At 56.3% G+C, this 15,296-nt stretch carries 20 protein-coding genes; 16 read left to right on the plus strand and 4 right to left on the minus strand.

The window, feature by feature from the left end; all coding sequences use genetic code 11:
• Positions 1–215: 215 nt before the first annotated feature.
• The 3 genes from MKZ35_RS07700 to MKZ35_RS07710 all read left to right on the plus strand — a co-directional run bounded on the left by MKZ35_RS07700 (position 216) and on the right by MKZ35_RS07710 (position 1,929).
• Complete coding sequence (locus MKZ35_RS07700) at positions 216–809, plus strand: DNA-formamidopyrimidine glycosylase family protein (RefSeq protein WP_482512648.1); 594 nt, start codon at positions 216–218, stop codon at positions 807–809.
• Complete coding sequence (locus MKZ35_RS07705; protein ID WP_482512649.1) at positions 713–1,030, plus strand: hypothetical protein; 318 nt, start codon at positions 713–715, stop codon at positions 1,028–1,030. Before MKZ35_RS07700 ends, MKZ35_RS07705 begins: the two co-directional genes overlap by 97 nt.
• A 278-nt stretch (positions 1,031–1,308) precedes the next feature.
• Positions 1,309–1,929 (plus strand): porin family protein, encoded by a 621-nt coding sequence (locus tag MKZ35_RS07710; RefSeq protein ID WP_482512650.1) that lies wholly within the window; start codon positions 1,309–1,311, stop codon positions 1,927–1,929.
• Positions 1,930–2,347: 418 nt separating this feature from the next.
• On the opposite strand, the gene MKZ35_RS07715 is transcribed toward MKZ35_RS07710, so the two are convergent.
• Positions 2,348–3,076, minus strand: coding sequence for a LytR/AlgR family response regulator transcription factor (locus MKZ35_RS07715; protein WP_482512651.1), 729 nt, complete (start codon positions 3,074–3,076; stop codon positions 2,348–2,350).
• A gap of 10 nt (positions 3,077–3,086) precedes the next feature.
• Here MKZ35_RS07715 and MKZ35_RS07720 point away from each other — a divergent pair, with 10 nt between their 5' ends.
• The 6 genes from MKZ35_RS07720 (at position 3,087) to MKZ35_RS07745 (ending at position 6,116) form a co-directional block, all read left to right on the plus strand.
• On the plus strand, positions 3,087–3,326 hold the full coding sequence (locus MKZ35_RS07720; RefSeq protein WP_482512652.1) for a hypothetical protein: 240 nt from the start codon (positions 3,087–3,089) through the stop codon (positions 3,324–3,326).
• A 214-nt stretch (positions 3,327–3,540) separates the two neighbouring features.
• Positions 3,541–4,176: an ABC transporter permease gene (locus tag MKZ35_RS07725; RefSeq protein ID WP_482512653.1), complete on the plus strand. Its 636-nt coding sequence runs from the start codon at positions 3,541–3,543 to the stop codon at positions 4,174–4,176.
• Positions 4,143–4,739 carry a hypothetical protein gene (locus tag MKZ35_RS07730; protein ID WP_482512654.1) on the plus strand — a complete coding sequence of 199 codons (597 nt, stop codon included), beginning with the start codon at positions 4,143–4,145 and terminating at the stop codon, positions 4,737–4,739. Before MKZ35_RS07725 ends, MKZ35_RS07730 begins: the two co-directional genes overlap by 34 nt.
• A complete protein-coding gene (locus MKZ35_RS07735; protein ID WP_482512655.1) occupies positions 4,740–5,138 on the plus strand; it encodes a hypothetical protein in 399 nt (132 codons plus the stop codon).
• A gap of 11 nt (positions 5,139–5,149) precedes the next feature.
• Positions 5,150–5,857, plus strand: a complete 708-nt coding sequence (locus tag MKZ35_RS07740; RefSeq protein ID WP_482512656.1) for a hypothetical protein — start codon at positions 5,150–5,152, stop codon at positions 5,855–5,857.
• Complete coding sequence (locus MKZ35_RS07745) at positions 5,850–6,116, plus strand: HEAT repeat domain-containing protein (protein WP_482512657.1); 267 nt, start codon at positions 5,850–5,852, stop codon at positions 6,114–6,116. The genes MKZ35_RS07740 and MKZ35_RS07745 overlap by 8 nt, the downstream gene beginning before the upstream one ends.
• 357 nt (positions 6,117–6,473) lie before the next feature.
• Here MKZ35_RS07745 and MKZ35_RS07750 read toward each other — a convergent pair whose 3' ends face one another.
• Positions 6,474–7,490: an SDR family NAD(P)-dependent oxidoreductase gene (locus MKZ35_RS07750; RefSeq protein WP_482512658.1), complete on the minus strand. Its 1,017-nt coding sequence runs from the start codon at positions 7,488–7,490 to the stop codon at positions 6,474–6,476.
• A gap of 215 nt (positions 7,491–7,705) precedes the next feature.
• Here MKZ35_RS07750 and MKZ35_RS07755 point away from each other — a divergent pair, with 215 nt between their 5' ends.
• Positions 7,706–8,197 (plus strand): hypothetical protein, encoded by a 492-nt coding sequence (locus MKZ35_RS07755; RefSeq protein ID WP_482512659.1) that lies wholly within the window; start codon positions 7,706–7,708, stop codon positions 8,195–8,197.
• Between the two features lie 92 nt (positions 8,198–8,289).
• On the opposite strand, the gene MKZ35_RS07760 is transcribed toward MKZ35_RS07755, so the two are convergent.
• A complete protein-coding gene (locus MKZ35_RS07760) occupies positions 8,290–8,919 on the minus strand; it encodes a DUF6624 domain-containing protein (RefSeq protein WP_482512660.1) in 630 nt (209 codons plus the stop codon).
• A gap of 123 nt (positions 8,920–9,042) precedes the next feature.
• Here MKZ35_RS07760 and MKZ35_RS07765 point away from each other — a divergent pair, with 123 nt between their 5' ends.
• Positions 9,043–10,206 (plus strand): DUF4932 domain-containing protein, encoded by a 1,164-nt coding sequence (locus MKZ35_RS07765; RefSeq protein ID WP_482512661.1) that lies wholly within the window; start codon positions 9,043–9,045, stop codon positions 10,204–10,206.
• A 16-nt stretch (positions 10,207–10,222) separates the two neighbouring features.
• Here MKZ35_RS07765 and MKZ35_RS07770 read toward each other — a convergent pair whose 3' ends face one another.
• Positions 10,223–11,035: a sulfite exporter TauE/SafE family protein gene (locus tag MKZ35_RS07770; protein WP_482512662.1), complete on the minus strand. Its 813-nt coding sequence runs from the start codon at positions 11,033–11,035 to the stop codon at positions 10,223–10,225.
• Positions 11,036–11,120: 85 nt separating this feature from the next.
• Here MKZ35_RS07770 and MKZ35_RS07775 point away from each other — a divergent pair, with 85 nt between their 5' ends.
• The 5 genes from MKZ35_RS07775 to MKZ35_RS07795 all read left to right on the plus strand — a co-directional run bounded on the left by MKZ35_RS07775 (position 11,121) and on the right by MKZ35_RS07795 (position 15,273).
• Positions 11,121–11,624 (plus strand): MFS transporter, encoded by a 504-nt coding sequence (locus MKZ35_RS07775; protein WP_482512663.1) that lies wholly within the window; start codon positions 11,121–11,123, stop codon positions 11,622–11,624.
• Between the two features lie 56 nt (positions 11,625–11,680).
• Positions 11,681–12,019 carry a hypothetical protein gene (locus MKZ35_RS07780; protein ID WP_482512664.1) on the plus strand — a complete coding sequence of 113 codons (339 nt, stop codon included), beginning with the start codon at positions 11,681–11,683 and terminating at the stop codon, positions 12,017–12,019.
• On the plus strand, positions 12,016–12,708 hold the full coding sequence (locus MKZ35_RS07785; protein WP_482512665.1) for an MFS transporter: 693 nt from the start codon (positions 12,016–12,018) through the stop codon (positions 12,706–12,708). The genes MKZ35_RS07780 and MKZ35_RS07785 overlap by 4 nt, the downstream gene beginning before the upstream one ends.
• Before the next feature lie 90 nt (positions 12,709–12,798).
• Complete coding sequence (locus MKZ35_RS07790) at positions 12,799–13,830, plus strand: LLM class flavin-dependent oxidoreductase (RefSeq protein ID WP_482512666.1); 1,032 nt, start codon at positions 12,799–12,801, stop codon at positions 13,828–13,830.
• Between the two features lie 294 nt (positions 13,831–14,124).
• On the plus strand, positions 14,125–15,273 hold the full coding sequence (locus MKZ35_RS07795) for a DUF4856 domain-containing protein (RefSeq protein WP_482512667.1): 1,149 nt from the start codon (positions 14,125–14,127) through the stop codon (positions 15,271–15,273).
• Positions 15,274–15,296: the final 23 nt, after the last annotated feature.

The raw sequence follows: 15,296 nt of genomic DNA on the forward strand, positions 1-15,296 counted from the left end.
TCCTCGTTGCTGACGTTGTTTATCTAGACTTTCTTCATTCAATGATTGTCGTTCAATGTAGAGACGCAATACTTTGCGTCTCTACATGCCAGTCAGGTTTATTATTACGCTGAACTTAGAAGTGGAAATTTAGTTAGGAATACGGGACTAAATCCCCACCAAAAAAGCCCTTAGGGGATTTTTATATTCTTACCCTTCTTAAGCTCGCTCCCTCAGTGCCCGAACTTCCCGAAGTAGAAACCTACCGCCGGTTTCTCAATGATATCATTCTTCATCAACCGATTACCGCCTTCGAAGTGCGCGACGCCCACGTGCTGGGCACCGACGAAGATACACTGCGTCAGCGCGTGGTGGGGCGGCAGGTAACCGCTACCCGCCGCATTGGCAAAAACTGTTTTCTGGAGCTCAATGATGGGGCCGTGCTGGCCCTACACTTTGGCATGACCGGCGACGTAGGCGCCTACCGCGACGACCACGACGCGCCGCGCTTCACTCGCGTAGCCCTGCACCTGGCTGATGGTCTGCGCGTAGCCTTCATCGACCCCCGCAAATTCGGTCGCATCCGCCTGGCCGATAGCGTTAAGGCGTATCAGAAAGCCAAGAAGCTCGGCCCCGATGCCCTCGACGTCAGCGCTGACTATCTGAAGCAAGCACTGGGGGGCAAAAAACCATTCTCAAGCCTCTCCTGCTCGACCAGCGCATCACGGCGGGCTTGGGTAACTGGATTGTGGATGAGGTGTTGTTTCAGGCCAAACTTCATCCCGAACGAATTGGCAACTCACTTACTGACAAGGAATTCAAAGCTCTGAGTGCCGCCATTCATCTGGTATTGCAAACGGCCATTCAGCACGAAGCTACGTACCGCCACTTCCCGGCCTCTTTCCTCATCCACGCCCGCGAGTGGGACGACTCGGCCACGCCCGGCTCGGAGCAGCACAAGTTTTGTCCGCGCCACCCCAAAACGCTGATTGACAAGAGCTATGTAGGCGGGCGGGCGACGTATATCTGTCCGCGCTGCCAGATAATATAACTTAAAAAAGCCCCCCAGAACCAGTTCTAGGGGGCTTTTATTTGATTGATATAGTCCGCGCTGGCGTTTGTTAAGATCAAACTAAATAACTGCTCTTCAATTTTCTTTTTAGGAAAGATTTCGAGCTTGTTTAGGCTCTGTATTTACATGACCTTTAGTCTTTACTGGCCTATATTTATCAACCTTGTACATGAAAAAAACATTTACTTGCGGTAGCGCTTTTCTGTTTTTTATCGGCCTAATGACTCCCGGCTACGGCCAGGGCGCAGGCGGCCGGGGTGAGCGGCAGCTTCAACGTAGCCCGCCTGTACACTACCCAGCCGGCTTTTCAGCTCGGCTCCGTCACGCTCGATCCGCTGGCGGACCAGTCGAATGACGAAACCGGCAACGGCCTGACCCTCTTCGGACGTTGGCAGGTGGGGCGCGGCGGCTGGTACGCCCAACCCGAACTCGGCTATGTTTCCACCCTTGAAACCCCGGTGGGAGTAGCTCATGCTCGCGGCAACTTCTCTTATTCCAGTCGCCGCATTCGCCACTTAGATGCCCGGCTCTTAGCCGGCTATCAGGCCGGCCCGCTTCGCGTATTTGCTGGTCCTGGCCTGGGCTATTTCCTGCGTAATTTCACCGACGCTAGCTTTTCCAACGACTACCCTGACCCGGAAGTGCGAGCTGCCCTGGCGGCTCTCAATGCGCCGCCGCCCCGGCTTCAAGCCACCGTGCAGGCTGGCGCGGGCGTGAGCCTGTGGCGACTGGATATCAATGCCCGCTACGAATGGGGCTTAACGCAGTATAGCCGCACTATTACCTGGCAGCAGCAATCTTTCTACCTGAATCGGAACTTGCAGCAACTGATTCTGGAGGTCGGATTTCAACTTTATAAGCGACCGACTCAGCAATAACTTGTTCGCATCTCTAGCCTATGAAAAGCCCTCCAGACTTAGTCTTGGGGGGCTTTTTTGAGGTGGCAATCGTGAAGGCATTGCTGCTGGCGAGGCTAAAATGAAGCTGCTATGAATACTCTAACTACTCAACCTATACCTTCCCAACCGTTGCGCCGCTTAGCGCTCTGGCTGGGGTCATTAGTAGTCGGCAGCCTTATAACTGTTTCTGTCTCTTGCTCCTAGCTACCTATGAAAACGTTGCTGCTACTTTCGCTCCTTACTCTGCCATGTTTGCCTACGGCTTTTGCGCAAACAAAAAAGCCCCCCGCAGCTTCCGCTGCCAACCGCGTGCAGACACTGCCTAGTTAACCTTGATTTGCTAATTTTAGTAGGGACTGTTGAAGGGAGGACAAAGAAACTCACTTACAAGCTCACCCTACTGAAACCCCTTCAGCATGTTATAAAAAGCCTCGGCATAGGTATCACTGATGGGGATGATTTGGTCAGCAATCGTAATCCTGTTTTTCTCGATATGGTCAATTTTGTCAATAGCGACCAGAAAGGACCGGTGCACGCGAACAAAATCCTGGGCGGGTAGCAGCTCTTCTAGCTTGGCAAAGTTCAACAGCATCATAATCTTCTCTTCCGGGGTATGAATCCGCAGATAGTCTTTCATGCCCACCACAAAGAGAATACGGCGGGTAGCTACTTTCTGGATGCGGTGGCCCGCCTTCAGAAAAATATACTCCTGCTCATTCTTGGTTTCCGCTTTTTCTTCCTTGTTTTCCCAAGGTTGCCGGGGGCTTTGTTCCTGGTACAGGCGTAAAACTGCTTTGTAAAACCGTTCAAACGTAAAGGGTTTTAACAGGTAGTCCTTCACCTCCAATTCATACGCCTTCAGCGCATACTGGTCGTAGGCGGTGGTCAGGATAATCATGGGTTTGGGGTTCAGCATCGGGATGAAACTTAGCCCATCCAGGCCCGGCATGTTGATGTCCAGAAACAGCAGGTCGGGTTGGTCTTCCTGCAAATGGCCGGCGGCTTCCAGGGGACTCACGTAGGACCCTTTCAACTCCAGGAAAGAGACTTTCCGGATGTCTTCTTCCAGTATTTCCTGGGCCAGGTACTCGTCCTCAATGATGTAGCAGCTGAGCTTTTCTTTCATGAGCCAGTGAATGAAGACCGTGGATGATAAGAAGGACCGTAAAGGTTTCGCCGGTGTTCTGAATGCTCAGCGTGTGCTGGTCAGGATACAACAACGACAGCCTTTTCCGGACGTTGGGCAAGCCGATGCCACCGGGCTCTTCCAGCAGATTAGCCGAATTTTTCCCTATCGGGTTCTGCACGCTGAAGGCCAGGGTCTCTTCTTTTATCTCCACCCTTACCTTCATCTCGCCGGATTTGGCGCCAGCTGACCGATAAAAGCGCCCTGCCGGCGCTGGAGCAGGAGCACCGGGTCATTGCGGCCAAACTGCTAAGCGGCCGCACCCTGGCGCATGTATACAGCCCGGAAATGCTCGGCCACGGGTTTGAACCGGTGGAGCCGGATTTAAAGGATGTTTATTTCAGTGCCATGACGGGCTGCTTCGGCCCGGCCAGTCAGCAGCAGAAAGCGGAGGAAATAGTACGATGAAGCTCCAACGGATTTTTGCGCTGGAATTCAGCTACCAGCTGCGCCGGGCCGCTACCTGGCTTTACTTCGGGGTTCTGTTGGGAATCGCTTTTCTGATTGTCGTTGCCAACTATGCCTCCGATGCGCGGGACGGGTATTTTTTATTGAATGCGCCCATCGTCATTGCGGCAGTTGCGGTAATCTGCAGCGTGAAGTGGTTGTTGGTAGGTGCCTCCGTGGCGGGCGATGCGGCGGCCCGCGATGTGCAGACCCGCATGCACTTGCTCACGTACACGGCCCCCGCCAGCAAAGCCGCCTACCTGGGCAGGCGGTTTCTGGCCGCCTTCGCCCTGAGTGTCCTCCTTCTGCTCGCCATCCCGGCGGGCACCCTGCTGGCCATGCACGCGGCCGGGGTCGAGGCCGAAATTCTGGGTCCATTCCGGACGGTGGCCTACCTGACCACCTTCTTCTATATTCTGGTGCCCAACGCCTTTTTTGCGACGGCCCTGCAGTTCTCGCTCTCGGCGCTCAGCCGCCGGGCCATGGCAAGTTATCTGGTTGGGGCGCTCCTGTTCGCGGCGGCCTATATTTTGGGGCAAGGGCTGCAGGATAAGGAGGAATGGTCGACCCCACCGGTTTCACCCCGGTGCTGAGCCACCTCAACGACTGGAGCCCACTGGAGAAGAATACGCGCCTGTTCCTGCTGGAGGGCTCTTTTCTCGCCAACCGCCTCCTGTGGCTAGGCATCTCGCTGGGTAAGCTGACAATTACCTATTTTCGGTTTCAGCTGGTTTTACCGGAATCCAGCCAAAAACTGAAGCCTGGCAAACCGCTAAACCCAGCTGTGGCTCGCCAGCAGAAGCTAAACTGGGGAACCGGAGAAGCGCTGCCGCCGGTCCGGGGAACGTATGGCTTAGCCACGCAGCTGCGCCAGTTGCGCCTACTCACCGGGCAAGCCTTTCTGCAGCTCGCCAAAAGCAAGGCCGGTCTGCCCCTGCTGGCCGTGATGGTGGGGTTGACCATACCCGGAAACCTGAAGGCCCGGAGCGTGCCGTTGCTGCCCCAAACCGACTTTGTCCTGGATTTATTGACTGCTCCCCTTACGCAGCCGGAGACTTTCTGGGTCATCCTGGCGTTGCTCACCATTTTCTACGCCGGGGAGCTGGTGTGGCGGGAACGGGAAACGGGCGTGAGCGAAATTGCCAACGAGGCATAGGTGCCGGAATGGGTCCTTTTTCTGAGCTGCTTTCTGGCGCTAAGCCTGGTGCTGGTGGGGTGGCTAACCTTCCTGATGACGGCCGGACTGGTGGCGCAGGCGGCCTTGGGCGGGGCCAGGGCGGAAATTGGGCTGTACGTGCAGGTGCTGTTCGGGCTGCAGTTGGTCGATTGCCTGCTCTTCGCTCTGCTGGCCCTCGCCGTGCATGTGCTGATTAATCAGAAGTTTGTGGGGCATCTGGTGGCGCTGCTGGCCTACGGGGGCATCGCCTTGGCCCCCAAACTTGGTATTGAGCACAAGCTGCTCATTTTTCCGCCAGCCCGCGCTGGACCTATACCAACATGGCCGGCTTTGGGCCTACCCTGGCACCCTGGCTGTGGTTTAAAGGTCACTGAGTAGCGTGGGCGCTGTTGCTGGCCGTAGTGGTGGTGCTTTTCTGGGCGCGGGGACGGGAAGGCAGTGTTGCCTCCCGGCTCCAATTGGCCCGCCGCCGCTTCACGGGTTCTTTGGCACGGGTGTCAGTGGTAGCGACCGGAGGCATTTTGGTGTTCGGCAGTTTCATTTTCTATAACACCAACGTGCTGCATGATTACCGCAACGCCTCCGCCACCACGGCGCTGCGGGCGGCCTACGAGCAGCGCTTCCGCCGGTACCTGAACGTACCCCAGCCTGTGCTGACGGGCGTAAAACTCCAGGTAGAAATGCATCCTAATCAGCGGATGGTGGCGATACAAGGCACTTACCTGCTGGTGAACAACACTCAAATACCCATTGACTCGGTTCATCTGGCGGCGGGAACGGGGGGAGTTGAAACAAGCGCGGTTCACTTCAACCAGTCAGCCAAGGCAGTGCTCGTGGACGAGGAGCATGGCCAGCGCATGTACGCCCTGACGAAGCCTCTGCGCCCCGGCGATTCGCTGTGCCTGCGCTTTCAGGTAACGTATAAAGCGCGGGGCTTTTCCAACAGCGGTGCCGACGCGCAGGTGATGGAAAACGGCAGCAGCTTCCGGAATATGGAGTGGCTCCCCGCCATCGGGTACCAGCCGTACCGGGAGTTGGGCGAGGCCGGCGCCCGAAAAGCGTACGGCTTGGCAACCCGGCCCGGCACTCTTGACTAACCTCCAAGACGTGACTCGTCTGCGCCCTGCTACCTTGTACTGGAACGTGCAGTTATGCATGACGTTCTCACACCCAGGTCTGCTCCCCGCGCTGGTTCAGGTGCTCAACCACCCACTTGCGGACATTCGGATTATGACAGCCTATGCGTTGGGTCAATTAGAGGTGGAGCGCGTGGTTCCCGTACTGCAACGGCAATTGGCGGTGGAAGATGATGGCGACGTTGCCAACGCTTTGCGGGAAGTAATAGAAGAGCTGTAATTCTCGTTTCTTTAAATGGCGGTTGGTGCCTCTTGCTCCTGGGCCTTGCGGTGGGGATTGACGAGCAACGCGGTGGCATCTAGAAAGAAGATTCGCCTGGACCCCGCGGATGACTACGAACTTTCGGAGACGATGCAGAGCTACTTTGCCAATTTTATTAAAACCGGCAATCCTAATGGTGTAGGTTTGCCTGCGCGTTGCGGCCGCGAAGTCCGGCCGCAACGCGCAGGCTCTACGCATTGACGTTACCACGCGCGCCGAGTCCGAGCAGCACCGTACCCTTTATATCCCTCTATATCATAGAGTTAACAGTAAACCTACGGTACCTCAGAAGGATCAGCGTTCTTAGCCAACTCGTTATTTTCCTTCTCCGCCTTTTGTGTGAGCGTGGTTACCCAAGAGCGCGTAATGGGGGGTTTCGCTTTCGTAGCCGTGGCGGCGCTCGTCGCCGATTTCTCCGTTTTCGCCCGGCAGAGCGCGATTTACTAAGCTCAGGAGGTCGGTGGTGGTACCGGGAATCAGGCCGTGCAAACCAGCGAGCAGCTTGGCAGGCGTGCCGACTATCACTTCAGCATCGCCGCGACGGCAGGCGTTCCAGATGCGACGAGCGGCGGCTTCGGCTCCCAGGGTCAGCACTGGCAAGGAGTCAGCAACCACGAAAGTGGCGTACTCTTCCTTGTGTTTGCCTTTCACAATGGCATGACGAGCACTACCCGTACGCAGCAAATTGGGGCAGATAGTAGTGACGAGAATACCGTGTTGCTTGAGCTCAATACGGAAGCTTTCGGAGAGACCTACCAGCGCAAACTTGCTGGCGCAATATGGGGCCAGGTGCGGTATTGGCACTTTGCCCCCCACGGAGGCTATATTCACAATGCGTCCCTCACCCCGCCGACGCATAGCCGGCAATACGGCCTGCATAGCGTGCAGCGGCGCCCAGAAGTGCGTATCCATCGAATCCTGGTACTCGCGCAGCTCCATGTGGTCGAGGGGGCCGGCGGTGATGATACCGGCGTTATTGATGAGCACGTCGATGAAACCTAACTGCTGCTGCACCTCGGCAATGAGGGAGCGAACGGCCTCCGGATCGGTAAGGTCGCGCTGCAGAGCTACTACTTCGGTACCGGCCGCGGCCAGTTCCTGCCGGGCGCGCTCCAGCTCTTCGGCGTCGCGGGCGCAGATGGCTACTTTGGCGCCTTCGGCTACGGCCTGGCGGGCCAGCACTAAGCCCAGCCCGCGCGAGCCACCCGTAATCAGGACCACGCGGCCCGCCAAATCGTAAGAGCCACGGCGGTTAGACCACAGCGCCGCAGCGGCTACCACGGCGCCCATGCCAGCCAAAGCCAGCCATTTAGGTTGATTTTTTTGCTTCATGCTTTCTAGTATGGAATGCCGGAGGAAAGGTTACGCTGACTGGGGGGCTTTTTTTAATTATGCAGGGCATGAATACCCACTTGTCTGCGTTACAAGCCCATTACCCCTTTCTGGCACCATATTTACGTGCTGAAAAGCCTGTTTTCAGCTCTCATTCTCTGACGCACCTTTGCACCGGGCGCCCGTTTTTCGGCTACCGCACTATCCATTCTGACATGCAAATTTCTTTCTTTGCTGCTTTCCTTGTCCTGACTCTGGCTACTGGCCTCACGCAGGCTCAAACCGCACCTAAGCCCAAAACGGCCGCCCCGACAACGGCCAAACCCAAAGCCGCTACGCCAGCGAAAGCAAGCGCCGCGGCTCCCGCACCGGCAGCCGACAAAGTAGAAGCCCGCGCCAAGGCCCTTACCGATAATATGCGTCAGGCACTGGGCCTCACGCCGCAGCAAGTCGTAAAAGTGAATCAGATAAACCTGACCAGCGTGCGCGGTGTGGAAACTGCCCGCCTACGCTACCGCACCGATTTGCGCAAGCTGAATGGCGTAGTAGAAGATATCGGCCGCTCCCGCATGTCCGCGCTGAAGGACGTGTTGTCGGCCGACCAGTTTGCCCGCTATCAGCGCAAGCGGGAAGAGAAAATGGGCGTACCAAACACGAGTGCCGCCCAAGGCAATCCGGTGCCGGGCTTGCCGGGCGGCGAGCAGTAAGCGTGGTATCGCACAGTCGAAAAAGCCCCCCAGAAACATTTCCGGGGGCTTTTCTACGCCTTTAAATCTGAATTTGTCCGATAAGAGCCATATCATTTCACTCCCGGCTTAAAAATCAAGGTGCCAGGCACGAGCTGGGGCAGCAGCGGCTCTAGTTGCATGGTTGCACGGCGTTGATCGACTTGGGCAAGCTCCTCAACAGGTAATAAGTAGCTTTCTTCCCGTCCATTGGGTAGTACCCGCCGCGCGTACTGGGTGCCATAGCGTTGGGGCTGATTTTGATACCCTAGCATCCGGTCCAGGTAAGTGGCATAATCGGACCCAGATAGCTCACCACGTTCATAAGAAGTCTGAATTTTATCTTGGTAACTGACTTGTACTTGCTCTGGCGCGTGTTGAATCAAAAGATAGGCATACACTACGCCTTCGGAACCAACCTGGCTTTGCCGGGGCCAGCCGTAGCGTTTTTCCAGCGCCAAAAAGTGGCGCAGGCGGATGGAATCCTGCCGGCCTAACCAGCCGTTAGCGGTATCGAACTGCATGGAATTCAGCCCATACTGGCGTAACAGGCTCATAAACACTTCCCGATCCTGTTGATCTGCCGCACCCAGTTGCGTGAGCTGCGCACGATAATCCCGAAAATCAGCCGTATCCGGGTGCGTGGCCTGGGGTTGCGGTGGGCGAGAAGTCGGAGGAGAGTCGCCGCACCCGAGCACAAGCACTGTTCCCGTAGCAAGCAGCAAGCTTCGATAGATCATCGGTATTTCTCTTAATAATGAATAAGAAGGGGTTGGAATAACAGATTCGCTATTAGGCATTAGTTCAGCACTAGTAGCCTCTTATTAGTGAAGCGTATCCATCCTCGCTTTTATACTGTTCGTCAGATTTTCGGTAGGTTGTGCGAGCATATCTACTCCTTTTCGTTATTCCTATCGCATGAAAAACGTCGTTGGCTTTCTCGTGTTCATGAGTCTGTTTTTAGTCGGGAGAGTTGCGGTCAGGTGCCGGTGAAAGTGATGGTATATCCCGGCACTGAACTATTACAAGTTATTCATCTGCTGTCGGATACAGCGCAGATGGCCAACTCAACTTATAATACGGCGGTATTGCGATACTTCCAGAAGTACAAGCAGCATCCGGCCGTACTGAAAGCGCGCACCTTGCCACGCATCAACTGCGACTTCCCGGTGCGGCTGAGCTGGGCGTTTTATAATTTTCCAAACCTTAAGGTGGCAACCATGAAGCCGGAATACATGGATGGCTACGAAACCGAGTTCAACCTTGCCCAGATACAGGCCTATTTCCAAGAATGTGCTATTTTTTATGAAGACACCCGTTTTTGGGATTTTTATCAGGGGCAGGCGACCGAGTACGCTCGTTGGGTAGCCGGTTTTGAGCGGGGGCTTTATCAAGATAAGATGCTTGCTGCGCTGGACAGTTTCTATCGCTTGCCACGCGCTCAGCCCGTCGTGATTACGTTAGGGGCATTGAACTGCGGTTCTTACGCCATGTCGGACTTGCGCGGCATCAATCCCAACTTGCCCAACCAGTACACCATTATGGTCGCCTATCATCAGGTGGCGCGGGAGAAAGCCTCACTTAGCTTGGCTCCCAATTTCTATGCGCCAACTCGCACGTCGCAACTTACCTGGCACGAGTTGGGTCACACTTATTTAACGAGACTCTTCCAGAAATATCAGCCCCAGATTCAATCCTTGGAGTACATCATGCAGCAGAACCCCGCCATTGAAAGCCAGGCAAAGCTTCGCGGGGGGTGGGCGAATTACCTGAATGAGAATACAACGCAGGCGGTTACTAGTCTGCTTCGCATCCGCACAGGCAAGGTCAGCCGGGAAGAAGAACTAGCGCCAGATGACTTTTATCTGCTGTCCGCCGAAATGCTGGACATTATGGAGCGTCAATACTATGGCAACCCGCACTACCGCGATTTTGAACAGTTTTTCCCGATTTTGCTGGCTGAGCTAAAGAGCAATCATCCGCGACAGTAGGTGTCAGCACTGCTGTTTAGCCGCCAAACGTATCTAGCCCGAGCTTTATAATAATAGCGCACACTACCACCAGAAACAGCACCCGCACAAAGCCAGTGCCGTGCTTCAGAGCCATATTGGTGCCGAGCACCGAGCCGAGCATATTGCAAACAGCCATGGGCAGAGCCACGCGGTAGAGAATCTGGTCGGTGAAAGCGAAGTACGCCACGCCCGCCAGGTTGGTAGCAGCGTTAATGAGCTTAGCCGAGGCCGAAGCCGATAGGAAATCGTAGCCAAAAAGACCCACGAAGGCGAACAGCAGAAAGCTGCCGGTGCCGGGACCAAAGAAGCCGTCGTAAAAACCCAGCCCCAAACCAACCAGCAAGCCGTAGAGCAGCTCGCGCCGGTCGGTGAGGCGCGGGGCGTGGATGGAGCCAAAGTCTTTGCGCCAGAAAGTGTACACGGCAATAACCACCAGCAGGCCCAGCACCAGAGGCCGCAGCAGCTCCGGCGGAAATAGCGTCAGCAAGCGGGCACCGGCAAAGGAAGCCAAGCCGGCCACCACGGCCGTGGGCCCTAGTGCGGGCCACCGAATGGGCACCTGCCCCATGTAGCGCCGCAGCGCCAGCGTGGTACCCGCCAGGGCCGATACTTTACCCGTCCCGAAGATGGTGGGGTCGGGCACTTTTCCCTTGAGCAGCACCAGCATAGCCGGCAACTGAATCAGGCCGCCCCCGCCCACCATCGAATCAATAAACCCCGCCAGAAAAGCGAAAACACAGAGCAAGGCAAGCGTGAGGGTCATGCGGGGGGCATTTTTGATAAGCGCGCGGCGAAGGTAATTGGCCACTGGCAATTGCAGGCCAAAAACCTTGAGACGTATAGCAACAACTAACCAAGCGCTGCCGCGTAACTCTGTCCGACCTTCTGCTCTCATGACTGACTCGCTTACCCAACGCACCAAGCTCTTTACCCTGGCTGGTGTGCTCTTGGCCCTTTTCCTCGGCTCGCTTGACCAAACTATAGTAGCCACGGCCCTGCCGCGCATCGTGGGCGACCTGCACGGCCTCGATCGTTTTACCTGGGTTGCTACCGCTTACTTAGTAGCCAGCACGGCGCTGGTGCCTATTTATGGTAAGCTGGCCGACATGTACTCGCGGCGCACCATTGAGGTCACAGCCGTTCTAGTGTTTCTATTCGGCTCGGCTTTGTGCGGACTGGCCGGCGAGTTTGGCACCCTGCCTCTACTCGGCGATGGCATGAGTCAGCTGATCATCTTCCGGGCCATTCAGGGCCTGGGCGGAGCCGGGCTGTTTGCCATGGCCTTTATTATCATTGCCGACTTGTTTCCGCCCGCCGAACGCGGTAAATATCAGGGCTTTGTGGGAGCTACTTTTGGTGTGTCGTCGGTGCTGGGGCCCTTTCTGGGGGCCTTTTAACCGACCACGGCGATGGCCTAGTCTCAGGTGTGGAGGGTTGGCGTTTAGTATTTTATGTGAATATTCCGCTAGGCGCCCTGGCCCTGTGGTTCATCTTATCTCGGATGCCGGCCCTACGCCCCCGCGGCGAGCAACAACCCCTTGATTATGTGGCGGCCTTGCTGCTGATGCTGGGCCTGGGCCCGCTGGTAATTGCTTTGCAACTGAATAAAGCCGTGTACGGCTGGACTTCGCCTACCACGCTGGGTCTTTTTGCCCTGGCCCTGACGGCGCTTACGCTGTTTGTGGTCCGTTCCCGTCGCGCCACCAACCCCATTCTCGACTTCTCGCTCTTTGATAATAAGGTGTTTCGCACCGCCAATCTGGCGCTGTTTCTCCTCGGGGGGCTTTTTTGAGCATTATCATTTTCGAGCCCTTATTCATGGTAAATGTGCTGGGCACTACCGCTACGCAGGCCGGCGTAAGCCTTATTCCGCTCTCGCTGGGAGTGGTAGCTGGCTCCATGCTGGCGGGCCAGATGGTGTCGCGCTTCGGCCACTACAAACGCTGGATGCTGGGGGGCGGCCTAGTGCTGATGATCGGGCTGAGCCTGTTGGCTACTATGCCTGCCAATGTAACCTATTATCAGGTGTTGTTTTACGTGGTACTCTGCGGCCTGGGGCTGGGTCCGAGCATGCCGCTTTACACGCTGGCGGTACAGAATGCCATTGAGCCCCGTTTGTTGGGTCAGGCAACGTCGGCCAGCCAGTTTTTCCGGCAGATTGGGGGCGCTATTGCGGCGGCCGGGCTCGGCGCGGTGCTTAGCGTAAGTCTGGCGCAGGCCCTACCTGCTCCTGCTGCCGCGCCGGCCGCGACTACAGAAGTCAGCGTGACGGAAGGGCCCAGTTTGCCCCCCGGCTTGGCGCAGGTCGGGGGCAGCCCTACGCCGGCTATTCGGGCGGCCTTTATCTATGCTATTTCGCGTATCTACTTCTCTACCTTATTGCTGGTGATGGCCGGCTGGATAGCAACGCTGTTCATTCCAGAGCTGCCATTGCGCAAGAGTAACGCCATCAGCCAACCCGTAGCCGTAGCTGCCAAGTAGCCGGACGACTGCCAATAAACCGAGCAAACTGAACACGAGAGGCTGCCGCGGGGTTGAAGCATCTATTCAACTGCTACATATCTCCGCATCATGACCAATACACTTCGCCTCAGCGTGCTCGATCAGTCTCCTATCCGGCAGGGAGGTACGGCACGCCAGGCGCTTGAAGAAACGATACAGCTGGCCCGCCTCACCGACCAATTAGGCTACACGCGCTTTTGGGTGTCAGAGCACCACAACACGGGTACACTGGCCGGCTCGGCGCCCGAGGTTCTTTTAGGGCGACTGGGGGTCGAAACGCAGCACATTCGTTTGGGCTCCGGTGGCGTAATGCTACCTCACTATAGCGCTCTGAAAGTGGCCGAAAACTTTCGCCTCCTCGAAACACTCTATCCCGGCCGCATCGATCTGGGCATCGGCCGGGCGCCCGGCACCGACCGCCTCACGGCCCATGTGCTCAATCCCCAGAACACTTTCCGCGACGAGGATTTTGTGGATCAGCTCATGGATCTGCGTGGTTTCCTGCGCGATGAAGTGCTGCCCAACACCGTACACGAAAAAGTAAAAGCTGCGCCTTTCGCCGCCACCGTACCCGAGCTATGGCTGCTCAGTTCCAGCGGCCAAAGCGGGCTGTTTGCGGCCCATTTGGGAGCTTCGTTTTCCTTTGCCCACTTCATCAATCCGGTTGGGGGCCCTGATATGGTCCGGCTGTATAAGGAGCGGTTCCGCCCATCGGAGGAGCTGGCTGCCCCGCGCGCCACGGCAGCTATTTTCGTGCTCTGCGCCGATACCGAAGCCAAAGCCAACGAGTTGGCCGAAACGCTGGCGCTGCAAATGCTCAAGCTCGAAACCGGCGACCGAACCTCCATTGGCTCCTACGATACCGTGCGCGACTACCCGCTCACGCCCGAGCTGCGGGCCCGCCTCACCTACCAGCGTCAGCGCATGGTGAGCGGCACGCCCGAGCAGGTACGCACTCAACTTACGGCCCTGGCCGCCTCTTATGGGGTAGAGGAAATTACGGCCGTTACTATCACCTACAGCTTCGCCGATCGGCTGCGTTCCTATGAGTTACTGGCTGAAGTGTTCGAGCTGGCCCTAGTGCCTCAGCAAGTTGCTTAGAAGGCAGAGCCCAAACTGCTTCCTGGGGGGCATTTTCAGTGGTTATTCCGAAACCACCCGAGTGACCGGATGCTTTTTATTGTGCTCCCATATAAACCAGCAGATGGCCTTATGCCTTGGCCGCAACGGGAAAATCTAGCTTGTAATCAAGCTGTTGGCTTACTTTTCCATTCTCTTTCAAAACCGTCTTGTTGTCTCTTTAGAAAATTTCTAAAAAAGATTAGCCTATTTATAAGCATTCCAGATAGGGTCATTATATTTGCAGCATCAAACTCTAACCTTCCCTCTATTTACATGTCATTTAAATACGCTGCCGCAGTAGTCGCCTTCGCTTTTGGCTTTACTGCTTGTGACAAAAATGAAAACGAGACGGCGCCAACCTTGCGGACAAGCATTGATGCCGCTACGCTAACGTCCAGCTCTAAATACACGGAGTCCTTCAAGGACGCCAGCGGCCAATCGACCGTCGATCTGGGTACCGCAGCAGTGCGCCTGGATATGTTCTCGGAGCTAAACACCTACATGGCTAAGGTGGCCGTAGCAGCGCCGGCTGCCCCATCCACCCTGGATGCCACTACCCTCCGCAACTATTACAGCAATACGGGCGCTCCATTCTCGGTGCCTGCCTTAAATACATCGGGAGTGCAGCTGCGCACTGCTACGGCCGCTTCTTTCCCCGCTACCAACGCCGAGGCCTCCCGCACTTATATTGATAGCAATCTGGCCGCTTTAGCAGTAGCCAGCCAGTCGGTGAACAACACGGCCACGCCCGGCAACGCTGGCCGTTTGGGCCGCTATTTGGTTGATGGCAAAGGAATTGAGGTAAACCAAGTAATTCAGAAGGCGCTAATCGGAGCCATACTGCTTGACCAGATCGACAACGTGCTGCTGACTGATCAGGCTCTGAATGCCAATAACAGCAAGACGGTTGAGGGCAAGCCCTACACGGAGCTGGAGCACAACTGGGACATGGCCTACGGCTACATGACGACCAATGCCATTATGACCACCGACATCAACATAACGCCGCGGGAGCGTTTCCTGGCCGGCTACCTGAATGAGAAAAACGGTCCGGCCTCGCCCGGCGTGTACATGGCTTTCCTGAAAGGCCGCGCCGCCATTGTCAACAACGATAAAGCTACCGTGAAGGCCCAGGCCGACATTATCCGTACGGAGCTGGAAAAAACCATTGCTTTATCGGCCGTTTCTTACCTGACCAACTGGAAAGGTTTCCCCGATCTACCATCCAAAGCCCACGCTCTGGGCGAGGGACTCGGCTTTATCTATTCCCTGCGCTTCTGCACGAAATACGGTGCCGACGCGGCCTTCTCCGATGGCCTGCTCAATGGCTTGCTCTCCGGCAGCCAGGGTGCCTGGAGCCTGACTAATGCCCAGGCTGATGTCGCTATCAATGCCATCAAGTCAAAGTTTAGCATTCAATAGTCTTAGGTTCGCACGCTAGCGGA

The sequence above is a fragment of the Hymenobacter sp. R533113 genome (assembly GCF_056835965.1).